The 18,903-nt window shown below is 36.5% G+C and carries 14 protein-coding genes; 9 read left to right on the forward strand and 5 right to left on the reverse strand.

The annotated features are described in order from the left end of the window. Positions 1-42 precede the first annotated feature (42 nt). Positions 43-2,331, reverse strand: coding sequence for a TonB-dependent siderophore receptor (locus tag H6W53_RS16190; protein ID WP_185208299.1), 2,289 nt, complete (start codon positions 2,329-2,331; stop codon positions 43-45). A gap of 179 nt (positions 2,332-2,510) precedes the next feature. On the opposite strand from H6W53_RS16190, the gene H6W53_RS16195 reads away from it, so the two are divergent. Beyond that, the gene (locus H6W53_RS16195) at positions 2,511-3,566 is read left to right on the forward strand and encodes a Gfo/Idh/MocA family oxidoreductase (RefSeq protein WP_185208301.1); all 1,056 of its coding nucleotides are present in this window, start codon (positions 2,511-2,513) and stop codon (positions 3,564-3,566) included. A 239-nt stretch (positions 3,567-3,805) separates the two neighbouring features. Here H6W53_RS16195 and H6W53_RS16200 read toward each other — a convergent pair whose 3' ends face one another. Next, positions 3,806-5,701 (reverse strand): ABC-F family ATP-binding cassette domain-containing protein, encoded by a 1,896-nt coding sequence (locus H6W53_RS16200; RefSeq protein WP_185208303.1) that lies wholly within the window; start codon positions 5,699-5,701, stop codon positions 3,806-3,808. Positions 5,702-5,973: 272 nt separating this feature from the next. On the opposite strand from H6W53_RS16200, the gene H6W53_RS16205 reads away from it, so the two are divergent. Together H6W53_RS16205 and H6W53_RS16210 are read left to right on the forward strand one after the other, a co-directional pair. After that, positions 5,974-6,489, forward strand: coding sequence for a DUF1761 domain-containing protein (locus H6W53_RS16205; protein ID WP_308196689.1), 516 nt, complete (start codon positions 5,974-5,976; stop codon positions 6,487-6,489). Positions 6,490-6,535: 46 nt separating this feature from the next. Next, a complete protein-coding gene (locus H6W53_RS16210; RefSeq protein ID WP_185208306.1) occupies positions 6,536-7,666 on the forward strand; it encodes an 8-amino-7-oxononanoate synthase in 1,131 nt (376 codons plus the stop codon). Positions 7,667-7,799: 133 nt separating this feature from the next. Here the strand turns inward: H6W53_RS16210 and H6W53_RS16215 are convergent, their stop codons facing one another. Next, complete coding sequence (locus tag H6W53_RS16215) at positions 7,800-8,651, reverse strand: glycoside hydrolase family 25 protein (RefSeq protein WP_185208308.1); 852 nt, start codon at positions 8,649-8,651, stop codon at positions 7,800-7,802. Positions 8,652-8,727: 76 nt separating this feature from the next. Between H6W53_RS16215 and H6W53_RS16220 the strand changes: the two genes are divergently transcribed. The 5 genes from H6W53_RS16220 to deoC all read left to right on the forward strand — a co-directional run bounded on the left by H6W53_RS16220 (position 8,728) and on the right by deoC (position 13,216). Continuing rightward, complete coding sequence (locus tag H6W53_RS16220; protein WP_185208310.1) at positions 8,728-9,990, forward strand: NAD(P)/FAD-dependent oxidoreductase; 1,263 nt, start codon at positions 8,728-8,730, stop codon at positions 9,988-9,990. Further along, positions 9,987-10,658, forward strand: coding sequence for a tRNA (guanosine(37)-N1)-methyltransferase TrmD (trmD, locus tag H6W53_RS16225; RefSeq protein ID WP_087712260.1), 672 nt, complete (start codon positions 9,987-9,989; stop codon positions 10,656-10,658). Before H6W53_RS16220 ends, trmD begins: the two co-directional genes overlap by 4 nt. 369 nt (positions 10,659-11,027) lie before the next feature. Then, positions 11,028-11,963 (forward strand): endonuclease, encoded by a 936-nt coding sequence (locus tag H6W53_RS16230; protein WP_185208312.1) that lies wholly within the window; start codon positions 11,028-11,030, stop codon positions 11,961-11,963. 32 nt (positions 11,964-11,995) lie between these two features. Then, positions 11,996-12,466, forward strand: coding sequence for an Lrp/AsnC ligand binding domain-containing protein (locus H6W53_RS16235; protein WP_076390855.1), 471 nt, complete (start codon positions 11,996-11,998; stop codon positions 12,464-12,466). A 3-nt stretch (positions 12,467-12,469) separates the two neighbouring features. Further along, on the forward strand, positions 12,470-13,216 hold the full coding sequence (gene deoC / locus H6W53_RS16240; protein ID WP_185208518.1) for a deoxyribose-phosphate aldolase: 747 nt from the start codon (positions 12,470-12,472) through the stop codon (positions 13,214-13,216). Positions 13,217-13,273: 57 nt separating this feature from the next. On the opposite strand, the gene dusB is transcribed toward deoC, so the two are convergent. Together dusB and H6W53_RS16250 are read right to left on the reverse strand one after the other, a co-directional pair. Next, positions 13,274-14,272, reverse strand: a complete 999-nt coding sequence (gene dusB, locus H6W53_RS16245) for a tRNA dihydrouridine synthase DusB (protein ID WP_185208314.1) — start codon at positions 14,270-14,272, stop codon at positions 13,274-13,276. Positions 14,273-14,473: 201 nt separating this feature from the next. Further along, a complete protein-coding gene (locus tag H6W53_RS16250; RefSeq protein WP_317169755.1) occupies positions 14,474-17,686 on the reverse strand; it encodes a hypothetical protein in 3,213 nt (1,070 codons plus the stop codon). Between the two features lie 187 nt (positions 17,687-17,873). On the opposite strand from H6W53_RS16250, the gene H6W53_RS16255 reads away from it, so the two are divergent. Beyond that, positions 17,874-18,887 (forward strand): T9SS type A sorting domain-containing protein, encoded by a 1,014-nt coding sequence (locus H6W53_RS16255; protein WP_228457816.1) that lies wholly within the window; start codon positions 17,874-17,876, stop codon positions 18,885-18,887. Positions 18,888-18,903 lie beyond the last annotated feature (16 nt).

Here is an 18,903-nt window from a genome sequence, read left to right on the forward strand (position 1 = left end):
TGCAATTCCCACTTTACATGAAGAAATTATTGTGATTCTTTTTTACAGCCTATACGTTAATGTAACATAGTAGTTTCTCGGCGTAATCGGGTTCACGGAATAATTTTCGTGAACAGTGTAATTCTCTACATCAAACAGGTTTCCGACTTTCCCCTGAATAGAGAATTTCTTCCAGTCGTAGCCTGCTGATAAAGAAACCGTAGTATAATCTTTTAATTCGAAAATTCTGCTTACCCCGTTTCTCTGCTGCAGACTGTTAGCTCCTGTTTTGGTATCGTTCCATCCGGCAAGTCTGTCTCCGATGTAGTATACTCCGGCTCCCACTTTCAAGCCCGGAACCAATTTTGTGAATTTATAAAATACCGAAGCATTCGCAGTAGTTGCAGGAGTTCTTACCAGTCTTTGGTTTTCTACATATCCGAAAGCTTCCGGAGTATCCAGATATACAGAATTGTTATAAGAGAAACCTCCGATAATGGATAAATTTTCTGTTGGATTTCCTGTAATATCAAGCTCAACTCCGCGGCTTCTCATTTTTCCTGCAAAATCTTTGGTAAGTCCTGTCGGATCTACCGGATTTCCTTTATCATCCAGAGCATTCTGATAATAATTTCTGTACAGAATCTGGTAAACCGTTAGATTAACCGCTAAAGCATTGTTCCAGAAATTCTTTTTTGCACCCACTTCATACTGATCGATGTTGGTTGGCGTTAAAGCTTCTCCGTCTCTTAATTTTCCTACATTGGCAACAAAAGAGTTTGTATAGGTTGCAAATGCGGAAAAATTATCGTTTGGCATATATACAAAGCCTAATTTCGGAGATATTGCCTGATCGGATGACGAAGAGTTGTTAACCAGCGATTTTCCTGTGGTAGAATTCAGATTTACTAAACCGCTTGTAACGGTTTTAAATTTAGTATTGATCGTTGGCATATTTTCAATGTAAGACCATCGTAAACCTGCAATAACTTTAAATTCTTTTGTCAGACTGATAAAATCCTGAGCATACACTCCGATTCTTCTTGTATTAATTCTGTTTTTCTCTAACCTTTCAGCAGCAGGAGCACTTCCGTTTGCCCAGGAATCAGGATTGTCCAGATAAAGAATACCATTGCTGTTTCCGTTGGTTCCATACAAATAGCTGTTTCCGTAAGCCAGTCTGTTGGTTGGATTATAGTAAGTATAAGAATCTCCAACTCCGTAATCTGCATCTGCCCCGAATAACACCTTATGGTTTATTTTTCCCGTATTAAATTCACCATTTAAATTTACCTGTGCCGAAGTATAATTCTGTTCGTTATACGTTCTGTTCAAAGGTCTTTTCCAGAAAAGTCTGTCGGTTGATTTTTCGTATCCCCACTGAACTCTTTCCGTAGAAAAATAATCTTTCGTATAATTCTGGTAAGATGCCGTAGCGTTTAAAGACCATCTTTCATTGAACTGATGATTGAAGGTAACATTGGTAGTAACCTGCTCTATATTCTGATATTGCCAGTCTGTTCCTAAAAAAGCATTTCTCGGAAGAAGATTATTCATCTGGTAAGTATATCCGTCACGCTGCGTGATAGAGCCGATTCCGAAATCCGGAGTAAAATCATTTTTAAGATAATCTGCCTCAACGATGATCTGTGATCTGTCGCTTAAATTAAATAAAAACGAAGGATTGAAATAATACTTTTCAGATTGTACCACATCTCTGAAACTTTCTGCATATTCATACGCTCCGTTCACACGGAAAGCAATATTTTTTGAAAGCGGACCATAAAGATCTACTGTCGGTTTATAAGAATTCCAACTTCCCGCATTCATCCCCACGCTTCCGCCAAAGTTGAATTTAGGCTTTTTAGTAATCATATTAATAACACCACCTGCAGCCGTATTTCCGTACAGCATTGCATTCGCACCTTTAAGAACTTCCACTCTTTCCAGTCCGCTGACTTCCGGGAAAACACCGCTGTTAACTCTGGAACCGTTCTTGAAAATATTATCATTTCCTAAAATAAAACCACGTCCTCCGAAACTGTCCTGAGAATTTCCTCTGGAAGAAGTTACATAGATTCCGTTAACGTTCTGCAGAACATCACTCAGTTGTTTTGCCTGTTGCTGCTCTATAATTTCGTGAGTAACGATGGCAATCGGCTGAGGAGTTTCCATCATCGTAAGATTAGACTTGGTAGATAATGGTCTTGCCTTGTTGGGATTTCCGGTTTTATGAAGATTAACGTCTTCAATAGTCTGGATTCTAATGGTATCAGCTTCAACGTATTTCATCTGCGCGTCCAAAGAAAGGGCTGCGAATACTAATCCTATTGTGGCTAGCTGCTTTTTCATGATAGTCTATTGTTATTTAGAGTGGTTTTAAATAAAGTGCAAATGTATATTATTATTTAGAATTAATAAAAATTATAAACTGATTTTTATCATTAATCTTTAATTTAGAAATTGTGTTTTCCCTTATTTTAGTAGGGATGAGAACTTTAGATTAAATATCTTTGTTAAAAAATAAATCTATGCAGTTAGTAAAAGTCGGACTTTGTGCGTTCGGAATGAGCGGAAAAGTTTTTCATGCCCCGTTTTTGAAAGAACATCCGGGATTTTTTATTTCCGCGATCGTGGAAAGAAATAAGGAAGAATCTAAAGAAAAATATCCTGAAGCAAAAATTTACCGTTCCGTAGAAGAAATGCTGGAAAATGCCGATATCGAACTCGTGGTTGTGAATACTCCGGTACAGACACATTTTGAATATGCAAAAATGGCACTGGAAGCAGGGAAAAATGTAGTAGTTGAAAAACCTTTCACCGTAAATGTTGCTGAAGCAGAAGAACTGGCAAAACTTGCGGAAGCGAAAAAATTATTTGTAAGCGTTTATCAGAACAGGAGATTTGACCGCGATTATCTTCAGGTGCAGAAAATCATCAACGAAGGAAAACTTGGAAACATCAAAGAGGCGGAAATCCGTTTCGATAGGTTCAGAACTGAGCCGAGTGGAAAAGCACATAAAGAAAATCCTGAAGCGGTAGGTTCGGGTTCGCTGCATGATTTAGGATCGCATCTGGTGGATCAGGCAGTTCAGTATTTTGGGTTTCCCGAAAAACTGTTTGCCGATGTTTTTTCTATGAAAGGAAAAGAATTTGCCAACGATTATTTTGAAATTATTTTGTTTTATCCAAATGATTTAAGAGTAAGGCTGAAATCTTCAGTATTCACCAAAGAAGCGCATTTTGCTTATGCCGTTCACGGAGAAAAAGGAAGCTTTTTGCAGGAAAGAACCGATCATCAGGAAAATGAACTCGTGGCAGGAGCTGTTCCGGAATATGGCGAAGAATGGACAAAACCTTTAACGGAAACCGACGGGATTCTGAATTATCTAAATGAAAATAAAGAAACTGAAAGAATCCTCACTTCAAGCGAACCGGGAAATTACATGAATTATTACCAGCAGATTTATGAGTTTATCGTTTTCGGATACGCATTGCCTTCACCTGCGGAAGAAATCATCAAAAATATGAAAATCATCGATGCGGCAGCGGAAAGTTCCAAACAGGAGAAAGTGATTTACTTGTAGAGTCTTTAAGGTGAGAGAGTTTTAGAGTCTTAGAGTTTGGGAGTTTTAGAGTTGTAGGGTTTTAGGGCTTTAGGGCTTGGGAGTTTTATTGCAGTTTAGAGTTATGAATCTTAAAGCAAGATTTTTTAGAGTAAGAAAATTTAATATCAATTAAAATATAATGCTCCACACTCTAAAACACTCTCACCCTCAAACACTCTCACCCTCAAACTTTCAAACCCTCTCACCCTCAAACTCAACTACGCTTCACCCAGAATCTCCTGAAGTTCAAGCCATCTCATTTCATGGTTTTCCAAAGTTTCAGAGATAGATTCCAGATCGGCAGAAAGTTTGGATATTTTCTCGTAATCCGCTTCATTATTAAGCTGGTCTAATATTTTCGCTCTTTCTTCCTCTAATTCCGGCATTTCTTTCTCAATGGTTTCCAGTTCACGCTGTTCTTTAAAGGAAAGTCTTTTCTTCTTAATGTTTGTATTGTTCGCAGCCGGAACGGTTTCTTTTACAGGCTCAGATTTTACGGAAACAGACTTTTCTAAAGCATCCTCCTTGCTTTTCGCTTCGCGGTATTCGGAGAAATTACCTGTAAAATCACGGATTTTCCCTTCGCCTTCAAAAGCAAGAATATGATCTACGATTCTGTCCATAAAATACCTGTCGTGCGACACAATGATTAATGAACCCTGAAACTGCTGTAAAAAGTTTTCAAGAACCGTTAAAGTCGGAAGATCAAGATCATTAGTAGGCTCATCAAAAATTAAAAAGTTCGGATTCTGGTATAAAATATACATCAGATGAAGTCTTCTTTTTTCACCACCCGAAAGTTTGGAAATAGGGGAGTATTGCGTCTGATCGTCAAATAAAAACAATCTTAAAAACTGGGAGGCAGAAAGACTTTTTCCGTTGGCTAAAGGGTAAAATTCAGCAACTTCTTTAATGAAGTCAATTACTCTTTCATCTTCTTTATAAGTAAGACCCTTTTGCGAGAAATATCCGAAATGGATGGTTTCTCCGGTTTCAATCTCTCCTTTATCAGCTTTTTCAAACCCCTGAATAATATTTAATAAAGTAGATTTTCCCGCTCCGTTTTTCCCTACAATTCCTACTTTTTCACCTCTCTGGAAAGAATAGCTGAAATCTTTCAGCAACAATTTACTTCCAAAACTTTTGTCAATATTTTTAAGCTCAAGAATTTTATTTCCAAGCCTTTTCATTTCAAAATCAAGCTCTAATCCCTGTTTTCTCGTGTCTGTTTTGGCTACTTTTTCCGTTTCGTAGAAAGCATCAATTCTGGATTTGGATTTTGTAGTTCTTGCTTTCGGCTGCCTTCTCATCCATTCCAGTTCCTTTCGGTAAAGGTTGTTGGCTTTATCAATTGTAGCATTCGTGTTGTCCTCGCGAATCATCTTATTTTCAAGATATGTGGCGTAAGAACCGTTATGAACGTAAAGATTTCTGTCTTCCATTTCCCAGATCGTATCGCAAACGCTGTCCAGGAAATATCGGTCGTGCGTTACCAATAGTAAAGTTATTTTTGCCTTACTCAGATAACTTTCCAGCCATTCCACCATTTCAACGTCGAGGTGGTTGGTCGGCTCATCCATAATTAATAAAGTATGGCGGTGTTCAGCTCTTGTTTCTGTTAAAAGCTTTGCTAAAGCAACACGTTTGATCTGTCCACCGGAAAGTGTTCCCATTTTAGCTTCCAGATCGGTGATTTTTAGCTGCGAAAGAATCTGCTTCATTTCATTTTCCAGATCCCATGCTTTATGTGCTTCCATTTCAAGAAGAGCTTTTTCAATAAAATCATTGTCTGTGGAATGCAGAGACTGATGATAATTTTTCAGAGCCATAATCGGAGCCGAATCCAGAGTCATCATAAACTCATCAATCGTAATTGTCGGGTCAAAATCTATTTCCTGATCAAACAGAACCACCTGAATGTCTTTATTGATGATGACCGTTCCGCTGTCTGCAATTTCTTTTCCCATCAGGATTTTCAGGAGGGTGGATTTTCCGCTTCCGTTTTTGGCAACAATGGCAATTTTATCTCCTTCGTTTACATGAAAAGTAATATTTTCAAATAAAACTTTTATTCCGTAGGATTTGGTAAGATTTTCGGCAGAAACGTAGTTCATTATAGTTTGATGGTTAGATTTTGAAACTTAAACTGAGCCGCAAAAGTACGAAAATGTATCAGAAAAAGCAGAAATACAATCCCGAAGCCTTACACGCGTTTTTTTTAAATATTAAAACAATAATGAATTGTCTTATGTATTGAATTGTATTTGCTTTTGGTTTTATTTAATTATAAAATTTTAGTTAAAATTAAATATTTATTAAATTTAATGTATTGTTTAATAGATTTTTGATGTAGATTTATATTCCTAACATTATTAAAATTAAAACTATGATGCAAATCAACTACTGGGCTGTTTTTGCAGCCGCACTTGTCCCTTTAATAATGGGATTTATCTGGTATCATCCTAAAGTTTTCGGAAAAGCATGGATGAAAGAAGTCGGTTTAACCGAAGATAAAATGAAGGGTTCCATGATCGGAGTTTTTATTTTTTCCATCATGTTATCAGCTTTAATGGCTTTGTTCTTACAATTTGTAACCATTCATCAGTTTGGCGCGCTCGGAATGGTCGGCGGAGATGAAATGAATGCCAATCCGTCTTATCATGCCTTCATGAAAGACTACGGAATGGCTTACAGATCCTTTGGTCACGGCGCACTGCATTCTTCCATGACGGGATTTTTATTCGTGCTTCCCATGATTGCCATCAATGCGATGTTTGAAAGAAAATCGTGGAAATATACATTGATTAACGCTGCTTTTTGGACGGTCTGCATTACCATTATGGGCGGAATTATCTGCGGTTGGTATGCTCCGGACGGTTTTCACTGGGCAACACAAAAATAAATGTAATGTTTTAAAAAGTTAAGGCTACTTTTGCGTAGCCTTTTTTATGTCATATACTTTAAGAATTTTTCATTCAGTTGTCGATTTGCCGGAAAACTGGAATATGGTAATCGGAAATCATAATATCCTGCTTTCCGAAGAATATTTTCGTGCATTAGAAAATTCCAGACCGCAAAACATGGAATGCTACTTTGTCGGTTTTTTCAAAGAAAATGATCTGATTGGCGGAGCTTTGTTTCAGTATCTAAATTTTATTCAGCATAAAACTTTCCAGAAAAATGAGGTGTTTTGCAGCATCAGGAATTTTATGGCAAGACAATTCGGTAAAGATGTGATGATTCTGGGAAATAATATGCTTACTGGACAGAACGGATTTTATTTTGATGCTTCAAAAATTACTTCCAAAGAAGTGATTCCGCTTCTGGAAGAATCCGTTTATACAATGCAGAAGGAAATAAGAACAACATCCTTAATTATATATAAAGATTACCAGTCGAATTTTGTGAAATACTTTGAAGGAGAAAAGCATCGGAAATATTTCAGATTTTCCGTTCAGCCGAACATGATTCTTCGGATAAGAGAAAACTGGAATAATTTTGATGATTATATCAATGATTTTTCGAAGAAATACAGAGCAAGAGCCAAAACTGCCAAAAAGAAACTGGAAGGAATAGTTAAAAAAGAACTCCAATTACACATGATAAGAAAATATCAGTTTGAAATGAATGTTCTTTATCAGAATGTGGCAGAAAATGCCCCTTTCAACACCTTTTTTCTCAGAGAAAATCATTTTGAAAGCATGAAAGAAAATCTTGGAGGCAATTTCAGGCTTTTCGGATATTTTTCGAATGAAAAACTGATCGGTTTTTATACCATGATCCTCAATAATAAAGATATCGATACCTATTTTTTAGGCTACGAAAAAGACTGTCAGAAACAAAAGCAGATCTATCTCAATATGCTTCTTGATATGGTGGAATTTGGAATTCATCATCGTTTTGAAAGAATTATTTTCGGAAGAACAGCTTTAGAGATCAAATCAACGATCGGAGCAGAGCCAATTGAAATATTTGGCTTAATTAAGCATAATAATTTCATGATTAATCCTTTCCTGAAAACTATTTTCCCTTCTATTTCTCCAAAAACCGAATGGATTCAAAGAAAGCCGTTTAAATAGTTTTATACAGAATTCACACAGGTTTTAGTTTGATATTTTCATCAATAGAAACGGGCTTCAGCCCGTTAACAATATAAGGTTTTTTGATTGGCTTTAGCCAAAATTTAAAATATGCAAAATCACCGGAAAAAAATCAATCCAAAGTCAGCCTTTTCAAAGACCACGAACTTCCATTGTAAATATCCAGATCTACTTTGGTGTTAATTCCGTGCACGATTCCGTTTTCTGTAAACTGCCAGAAATCCCAGTCTGCATCGGGTGACGGAGCCGGAACATCATTGTAATTAGCCAGCCAGAGCGGATAATCATCAAATTCGCCCTTCAGAAAATCTTTGTAATAATGATAATAAGTATAAATAATGGGTTTTTCGCCGTAAGTTTCCTCTACAATTTTGCACCACACTTTAAGGTCTTCAACCAGTTTTTTATTTGTTTTGCGCTTCGGAATTTTCTCAATATCCAAAATCGGCGGAAGATCACCGCTTTCGAGCTTTACATTTTCCAGGAAATTATTCGCCTGAATCACAGGGTCTTCATCTGCTCTGTAAAAATGATAGGCTCCGCGGATTAAATTCTGTTTTTTTGCCTGTTCCCAGAAATCAGAAAAATGTTTATCGGCATTTCGGTTTCCCATCGTTGCACGCATCACCACAAACTCCAGCGGAATGGTTTTGTTTCCGATCGTAAGGCTGTCCCATTTGATATCTTCTTTATTCTGATAATGCGACACATCAAATCCGTATGTTTTATCTAAATTATTAGAAAGGATTTTCTGAATTCTCAGCGTTTCCGTTTCACTGTTGTGGAGTTTTCTGTGAGTAAATTTATTGAAATATAAAGCGTAATAATAACTTATGGATTGTCTTAAATACAACCCTGTTCCGATAAGAGCAACAATTAAAATAACCAGTACGATTTTTCTTCGTAAAAGATATTTTTTCCGGCGGTTTTTATGAATCTTTTTGGCGGTTTTTTTGCTGTACATCGTTTGTGAATAAAGATTTACAAAACTAGCTTTTTTCACTTCTAAATGCTAAATAAAATCAGTAAATTTGTGTACTATGGAAACACGCGAAAAGATCATCATCATAGGAGGAGGTTTTGCGGGGCTGCAGCTTGCGAAAACGTTGAATAACAGGAACAAAAAGGTTATTGTTCTGGATCGGGTAAACCATCATATGTTTCAGCCGCTTTTCTATCAGGTCGCATGCGGAAGGATTGAGCCTTCCAATATTTCTTTTCCTTTCAGAAAAATTTTTCAGCGTTCCAGAAATACCCAGTTTCGCCTCACGGAAGTTAAGGAAATCGATACTGCAAATAATAAAGTCATTACCGATGAAGCAGAATTTACCTACGATAAATTAATTATCGCTACAGGATGCAAAACCAATTTTTTTGGAAATAAAGATCTTGAAGGTAAAGCTTTCGGGATGAAAAATACTCAGGAAGCGATCAGCATCCGAAATCATGTTTTAATGACTTTCGAAAAGCTGATTCTAGAAAAGAGCCGAAGCGACGACGGAAACTGGAACATCGTAATCGTAGGAAGCGGACCGACCGGAGTAGAATTAGCCGGAGCGTTTTCGGAGATGAAAAAAGAAATTCTTCCGCGCGATTATCCATACATGAATTTTGATCATCTAAAGATTATTCTGGTAAGTTCTACAGAAAAGCCTTTGGCGGTAATGAGTCCGGAAGCTCAGCAAAAATCTGAAGAATATTTAAAAGATTTAGGCGTTACATTTTTAAGCCAGGAATATGTTACAGATTATGACGGCGATAAAGTGTATATGAAAAGCGGAAAAACCATTCCGTCCAATAATGTAATCTGGGCAGCCGGCGTTACAGGAAATGTTGTAGATGGTTTTCCTGCCGAAAAATTAATAAAAAACAGATACATTACAGACCGATACAATAAAATAAAAGGTTACGATAATGTCTTTGCAATCGGAGATATTGCGTATATGGAAACTCCGAAATATCCGCAGGGTCATCCGCAGGTGGCAAACGTAGCAATTAATCAGGCAAAAAATTTAGGAAGGAATCTCTTAAAAAAGAATGCAAATGAATGGGTGGAATATGAGTATGACGATAAAGGTTCTTTGGCTACCATCGGAAAACACAGAGCAGTCGTAGATTTACCATTTGTTAAATTTCAGGGATTTCTGGCGTGGTATTTCTGGATGTTTTTACATTTAATGCTTATTTTAAGTGTAAGAAACAAGCTTGCCGTGTTCTTCAACTGGATGTGGAGTTATTTTAATAAAGATTCTTCTTTAAGATTGATAATTTTGCCAAATAAGAAAAACGAAACAGTACAATGAGAATTGATATAATAAGCGTGCTTCCGGAACTGATGGAAAGTCCGTTTAAAACTTCTATTTTAAGAAGAGCGATTGATAAAGGTTTGGCAGAAGTTCATTTCCATCATTTGAGAGAGTGGGGAATCAACAAAAAAAAACAGATTGATGATGAACCTTACGGCGGCGGCGCAGGAATGGTGATGATGGTAGAGCCTTTAGACAATTGTATTTCAGAATTAAAATCTCAGAGAGAATACGATGAGGTGATTTATCTTACACCGGATGGAGTTACGCTGAACCAAAAAATTGCCAACACACTTTCTATTAAAAATAACCTGATCTTCTTATGCGGTCATTATAAAGGAATCGACCAGCGTGTGAGAGATCTGCACATCACAAAGGAAATTTCAATCGGAGATTATGTTCTTACCGGCGGAGAATTGGCAGCCTGCGTTCTTGCAGACTCTGTAATCCGTCTGCTTCCGGGTGTTCTGAACGACGAGCAAAGTGCTTTAACGGATAGTTTTCAGGACGATCTTTTATCTCCTCCGATCTATACAAGGCCGGAAGTTTACAAAGGTTTAGAAGTTCCTAAAGTCTTACTGAGCGGAAATTTTGCCAAAATTGAAGAATGGAGACATGATGAAGCGGTAAGAATTACCACGGAAAAACGTCCCGATCTGCTTTAAAATAGACAAAAACAATCGTTTTTTAGAAACCGCCAAATTTTTTAAATTTTACAACGATAATTAATTGCCGTTGCGAAGAAATGGTTGAAAATTTTTCATTTACCTAACTGTTCATAGAATTTTTTCTACCAAAAAATTTAATTTTAAAAACAGTTTTTATTTAGACTTAAAAGTGAATTTTGTGTTATGGATAATATTTTTAATTAAAATTGTTTATCTGGTTTAAAACATTCTGTTAATTGTCTATATTTGAATGATAAAATTAATTGTTGAAATTTGTTAAAATTATTAACGATATATTAAATAAAATAATAAATTTACATAATCAATTTTATAAAAGGAATTGTTTGAAATCTGAAAAGTGTGGTAATGGAGCTGTTTAGTTTTTACAACGTTGAAAATCTGTTTTTACCGGATCCGAAGCCGATGCATAAATTAGATCCTACAATATCAGGACTTAGAAATTGGGATGAAAGCAGATACAGGAATAAACTTTCCAAGATTGCACATGTTTTCAGGCTGATGAAGGAGGAAAACGGTGTTTTGCCTTTTATGATTGGTCTTTCTGAGGTTTCCGGAAGGAAAGTTCTGGAAGATCTTGTGGAGATGGAACCTTTCAATTCGCAATACGGAATTGTGCACTACAATTCTATGGACGAGAGAAGGGTAGATGTAGCCTTATTATATGATAAAAATAAAGTGGAAGTAATAGACTCAGAAACCATTACTTTCTTTTTTGAAATTATAAACAGAAACACAGGAAATTACGATACAACAAGAGACATTCTTTACTCGAAAGTAAGATATAAAGACGAAATTATTAATGTTTTTATCGCGCATCTTCCCTCTAAACGCGAAAAAGACGTTAATAAACCAAAAAGAGACTTTATCCTTTCCGAGATTCGGGAGAGAATTCTTAAGATTGTACAGAATGATAAAGAAAACGTATTGCTGTGTGGTGATTTTAATGAAAACCCAGATGATGAAAATTTAGTAAAAATTCTTTTTGATGATGCAGGAAAAAAAGTATTGGAAAATCCTTTCCAGCGTCTGTTTTCCACAAGAAATTATTCTACTTTTCATTATAAATCGGGATTGCTGTATGACCAGATCATTTTATCGAAGTCTTTCTTTGATGATGACCGTGGTCTGAAATTTCAGGAGGCGAAAATATTCAATTCTGAAAAACTCAGCAGCCGCGACAGAAAATTTGCAGGCAGACCCTACAGGACCTACGCAGGAACGAGGTATTTGGGTGGTTATAGCGATCATTTTCCGGTTTTTATAAAATTCAGGAATTTGTAACAGACGTAAAAAACATAAATAAAGTAGAAAGAATGAAAAATTCAAACAACACGAGTTATCAGTTAGATTCAATCGATAAAGAAATTATCTATATGTTAATGGATAATGCAAAATCTTCGCTAGCTCATATTTCAAAAAATGTAGGAATATCTACAACAGCAGTTCATCAAAGGATTAAAAAACTTGAACAGGCAGGGGTTATTGAAAATTCAATTTCCTTTTTAAATCCTAAGAAAATCGGCTATAAAGTTATTTCTTACATCGGCGTATTTCTGGATCAGCCAAGTCATTATCCCGACATGGTAAAATCTCTTAAAGACATTAATGAAGTGGTGGAAGCCCATTACACAACAGGAAATTATACCATTTTCCTGAAAGTTCTTTGTAAAGATAATGATCATCTTATGCAGATTCTGAGTAAGCTTCAGCAACTGAAAGGGGTGATAAGAACAGAAACTTTCATATCTTTGGAACAGGGTATTTACAGACAACTGAAAGTATAATAAATTATGAATATTGCACAATATCTGGATTCAACATATTTGAAAACACCTGCACAGTCGGGTCTGTCACAGAAAGAAACTTTACAGAAAGATATAGAACTTACGCAGGAAGCGATAGATCATGGTATTTTTGCCGTGATGATCCGTCCCGATTATATTTCTGAAATTAAAAAGTATATTCAGGAAAAGAATTCGGATGTTGTGGTTGGAACGGTCATCGGGTTTCATGAAGGAACCTATTCTGTAGAGGAAAAACTTGCAGAAGCCGAAAAAGCAATTGCAGACGGAGCAGATGAACTGGATTTTGTAATCAATTACAGTGCTTATACTAAAGGTGATCTTGAGCTTGTAAAGAATGAATTTGTACAATGTACAAAGCTTTGTCTGGAACACCATAAAATTGCAAAATGGATCATCGAAATCGCAGCTTTAACTGATGAGCAGATTGCTGATCTTACCAAAAATATTTCCGTTTGGGCAGAAGAAAACTTTTCTGAAAACGATTTGTCTAAAATTTTCGTAAAATCTTCCACTGGTTTCTATGAGACAGAAGGAGGAAAACCTAACGGAGCAACCTTTGAAGGAATTAAAATCATGCTGGAAAATGCCGGAAAGCTTCCTGTAAAAGCCGCAGGGGGAGTAAGAACTCCGGAAGATGCCGAAAAAATGATCAGTCTTGGAGTACAAAGAATAGGAACTTCATCTGCATTGGCGTTAATTAAAAACCAATCGGCTTCGGAAGGATATTAAATAAAACTAAACAGTGAAAATAAAAAACCATCAACTTACTATTGATGGTTTCATTTTTTATGCCTGTTGCGCCAAATATTCTGTATAAAACTCCTGTGTTTCTTTAATAAGTGCATCCATTTCTTCCAAAGTAAACACTTCTAAAAATTTCTTTCTGAAATCTTTAAAATGAGGAACTCCACGGAAATAATTGCTGTAATGCTGTCTCATTTCCACCAGTCCTAATCTTTCGCCTTTCCATTCTGCGCTCCATTCTGCATGCTGACGAACAGCCAGTAATCGGTCTTCGATTGTAGGAGCCGGCAAATGTTCTCCGGTTTTAAAGAAATGCTTGATTTCGTTAAAAATCCAGGGATAGCCAATCGCAGCACGACCGATCATAATACCGTCGCACGCATATTTCTGTTTGTATTCTAACGCTTTATCAGGAGAGTCGATATCTCCGTTCCCGAAAATCGGAATTTCTATATTAGGATTTTGTTTAATTCTTGAAATATGTTCCCAGTCAGCTTCCCCTTTGTACATCTGCGCGCGGGTTCTCGCGTGAATGGTTAATGCTTTGATGCCTGTTTCCTGAAGACGTTCTGCCACTTCATCAATATTAATGGAAGTACTGTCCCAACCCAAACGCGTTTTTACAGTTACAGGAAGACTTGTAGAACGCACTACGGCTTTGGTAAGACGAACCATCAGATCAATATCCTTCAAAACTCCTGCTCCTGCTCCTTTACAGACCACTTTTTTTACAGGGCATCCGAAATTGATATCAACAAGATCCGGATTTACCGTTTCCACAATTCTTGCAGACATTGCCATTGCTTCTTCGTCACCTCCAAAAATCTGAATTCCGACAGGTCTTTCGTAATCGAAAATATCAAGCTTTTTTCTGCTCTTGATAGCATCACGAATTAACCCTTCCGAAGAGATAAACTCCGAATACATTAAATCTGCTCCGTGCATTTTGCAAAGTCTTCTGAACGGCGGATCACTCACATCTTCCATCGGTGCAAGCAAAAGCGGAAATTCCGGCAGTTCTATATTGCCAATTTTTATCATGGTGCAAATTTACGAATTTCTGAGCATTTCAGAATTTGATAATTTCTATTAATGTAATTGCTGTCAATAAGCAGTGTAAAAAACGAAAATCTCAGGTAAATTATAATACTAAGCATGAAATTTAAAACACTCAAACCCTCCAACTCTCCGATTCAAAAACTCTCCAGCCCTAAAACTCTCCAACTCAAACCCCCTCCGACTCTAAAAACTCGCCTTCACCTGCATACTTCCAATATGAATCGTTCGATCTCCGGAATTTCTGCCTTCGTAGTTTAAATTTAGCTGAAGGAAAGAATTAATCGCCTGCTGAATGAAAACACTCCAAACCTGATTTTTCCCCGGTTTTAAACCATCCAACATCTGGTTTCCGACAATACTGAAATTATTGCCGTTAAAATTATTATTGATGAATGAGAAATTTCCTCTGATAGAAGTTTTTCTGCGTTCCCACTGAATCGTTCCGGTAACATCGAAAGCTTTCAGTAATTCTTCTCCATCCACTCTCTGTTTCTGGCGGAATGCCGAAGAAAGTTCAGCCTGAATGGCATCGGTAAACTTATAGGTTGCTTTTGGTTTTGTTTCAAAATTATTCAGACGGTAATCTCTTGTAGAAAATAACTGTGAAGAATTTTGAATATCATGAACCGAATTTTCCCAGTCGATACGGAATTCTTTATTAAACCAATAGCCGATATTCAGGAAATGCGAAACCTGTTCGCGCTCCTCATTACTGAAATTCGCATTGATGAGGTTATCATTGGAGATGAAACGGTAATTTCCGTTCCAGCCGGATTTGTCGGTCGGACTGAATTGTGCGGAAGCCAGAATATTCTGATTTTTAAGAATCATGTCATCACTCTTCTCAAAAGGATTCAAAACCAAAACTTTGTCTTTTTTGAAGAATGAATTTTGTGAGTTTAATGAAATATTGAAATTCCAGCGTTTTAAAAATTTATTTTCAGAATTAAAAACAATCGACGGATTCACAAATAACGCGAGCTGAATTTTATTTTTGTTGGACGGAATATACCGTACAGAGTTGGTGTAAATTCTGATGTACTGTGCTAAATCGGAATATTCGGCAATTTCAAATTCATCAAGCTGCTGAACACCGTCTCCGTTGTAATCCGTCCATTTGTAAATTCCCTGTCCGTCCGTCACTTTAATATACTGAAACTCTCTTTGGGCTTCCTGTCCGTTCCCAAGTTCATAAAAAGCCTGCAAACGCATTCCGTTCTTGAAAAGCTGCTGATTATAAAGAATATTCCCGACAACGAAGTCATTGTTTCTCGAAAGATCAACATCCTGATTCTGATAAAAGAACTTTCTGTAGTGGAGTAGGGCATTCAGCGTTGTTTTTTCTGTTTTGATGATCTGGCTTTCTGCCATAATTCCCAAAATATTATTCATATTCTGAAGTCGGTTGTCCCGCACAGAATCATTATCTCGCATATAAACCTTTGCCAAAAGTTTGGTTCTTGTACTGTCTCCGATTTTTTTCTGAACAAAAATTTCTTTCCAGCTGAAACTGGTAACGTCCATCAGTTGCGTATCATTGTATTTCTTTTCGTTGTGTTCCATGCTTCCGCCAATCGCCCAGCTTCCTTTTTTACCGGTAAACTCTGTGGAAACCCCGCCTCTGATGAACTTGGTGTCCTGAAGTACAGCATTCGTATTCAGATAGGATAAATTTCCTTTTGTGAAAAATTTACCGCTGATCCACCCAAAATCCAGATCATTCTTTATTCCTTTATATGTTTCCTGCTCATCAAGATAGTTGATTCGGTAATTTAATGTTGATTTATTATTCCATTTGTTCAAAAAGCTGAAAATAAATCTGTTCTGCGTTCTTCCGCTGAATTCCTGCGCAAGGTTGAAATCTCTGGAGAATTCCACATCATTAATTCGGTCTAAAATATGAAACTGCTTGTCTATGTATTGATATTCGAAATTCGGAGTTCCTTTCCAGTTATTTTTGGTGAAGGTTTTGTTTCCGAAAATTCTCCATGCATATCCTATATTTTGCTGAGAATCTTTTGATGAAAATAAATTGACATCATAATTGCTCAAAGAAATATCCGCTCCTATTTTTCCGTCTTTCAATAAATATTCTGAATTTACAGAATACACCTGAGATTTTTCCGGAGAAGGAAGTTTTCTCACGGCACGATAATCTCCCATATTGGGACCAACGTAAGCGAAAACACGCCCGTTGTTGGTGGTCTGCGTAATTTTATAGTCTCCTAAATTAGCCCCGAAATACGTGTAAGAAACACTGTATAACGTTTGTGTGGTATCGGTTGAAAACTCATAATAATTTCCTCCCGAACTTTGAACCAGTTTATATAAGATTTTATTGACATCATATTCTGTCACCACACCTGATGGAGCATACATTAAATTCGGATTGTTTCCGGCTTCTGCAAGAATCTGCTGATCTTCCTGTGAAAGATTTAAAGAAAGCGGTGCATTTTTATTGTCGTTTTCCATAAACCAGTTCAGTCCGAGCTTCAGTTTTTCCCTTTTATGCTCAACTTTTCCGGTAAATAAATATCTTGAGTAATTTCTGTTGGTATAATTATAAGATATCGTAATGAAATTCTGCTGGAAGATCGGTCGGAAACTGGTAAAAGTAACTTCTCCGGTATTGTAATTGATGATATAATCCTGATTTTCACCGCGCTTCATCAAGATTCCGTCGATGAAAACCTGTTCAGAACCTGAAATTAAAGTGATAAACTGCTCTCCATTTTTTCCTGTCAATCGATAAGGTCCCTGATTTCCTTCCACTCCCTGAAAACGGATTCTGTGAAATTCACTTCGGGCAACCCCCATCGAAACATCCACAAAGGTTTTATTCTCTTTCCCGAATTCCGTCTGAAATTCGAGTCCCATACTTCTCCGCTGATATTTAGCAAAATAATTTTTAGCTTCCACCAAATCCAGATGTCCCGCTCTCAATATCGATTTATCCTTGATATTAAGCTGCATATAAATTTTGTCGAATTCCTCAAGCGTTTGTGTATATCCATCTGCCTGAATCGGAAGATTGTGATCCGAAATACTCGCAAGAATAGTTACATCTTTCGAAAGTCTTCCGGAAATCTGCAAATCCATAGAACTTTGTACAGATTGCCCCTGATTGTTACCAAACGTAATCCCGCGAATGATGGATCCTTTAGAATTTAATTCCCCTAAAAATCTTTTTTTATCATTTTTAGCAAGAACTCCTTCATCTACAATGATGCGGTTATTGGTTTTTACAAAATCCAGCGTGTCTTTTGCGAAAATATCCTGCTCAAATCTGGCAGCGAGAATGCTGTCCTGCTTAAGACTGTCATTTTTAGGAGTATCTTGCGGAAGATTGGGATTTTTCCATGTAAATACCTGAGCATTTCCTGAAAATATGCCCACGAGCAACAATACGAATATCAGAATAAAATTTCGCAAATCTCTAAAAATAAAGCGTAAAAATACTTAAAAATACTTTATGGAAAGGGTTTTAGTATTATTAACAGAAAATTAACCCAATTATTGCATTACTAAAAAAAAATGGCGTAATTTTGGATTGTAAATTATTAATAATTAAATTTTTAAAATCATGAAAAAGATTTACTCTTTATTAGTTGCGGCTGCAATATCTGTGAGTGTTAATGTTTTTGGACAGGCAAGTTTGCCATATTATGATGGTTTTGCTTATAGTGGGACTGCACTACAAACTCAGACAGGATGGACTTCTCTTAATTCGGGAGACGATATATCTATAGTTTCGGGAAACTTATCTTATATTGGACTTCAAGCTTCTACAGGTAATAAAATTAGTTTTGCAGGAGCTGGTATTGATACTGCTTTACCAATTACAACACAAACTACAGGAACAGTTTATTATTCTATGCTGATTAATCCCGTATCTATGACAGGTGTTACAGATGCTAATGGTGGTTATCTTGCAGGCTTTATTCAAGGAGCAACCTCTAGTAGTGTTTTTGGAGGGACTTTATGGACAAAAAGAGTAACTGATAGCAGTTTGCAATTTGGTATAGAAGTTAGATCAAATACGGGTACTTCAACTACTTGGACAACATCAACTTATTCAACAGGTCAAACATATCTTATAGTTGTTGGCTATACATTTAATACAGGAAGCACAAATGATGATGTCGTTAGCCTTTGGGTAAATCCTACGCCGGGGACTACAATTATTCCTACCCCTACCATTACTGATACCAATTCGACAACTGATTTAACAGGAATAGGAAATTTCTTTTTTAGACAAGATAGTGCGACTGAAACTCCAAGTTTAGAAATTGATGAGCTTAGAATAGGAACAACTTGGGAGAGTGTAACCCCTGCAAGTACATCTTTAGCTGTTACAGATTTATCTACTGTAAAAGGAGGTAACTTCGTTAAAAATACTTTTGTTAAAAATGATGAGATTACTTTCGGAGCTGATGCTAAAGATATAAAAGTGTACAACATGCTAGGACAGATCGTTAAAACAGCTTCTGTAAAAGAAAATGAATCTGTAAGCGTTGCTGAATTACAAAAAGGAAATTACATTGTAACAGGTACTGTAAATAATAAGCCGGTTTCTCAAAAAATCCTTAAAGACTAATTTGGTTCTGTAATAA

It is taken from the genome of Chryseobacterium sp. C3, assembly GCF_014218905.1.
GTDB lineage: Bacteria > Bacteroidota > Bacteroidia > Flavobacteriales > Weeksellaceae > Chryseobacterium > Chryseobacterium mucoviscidosis.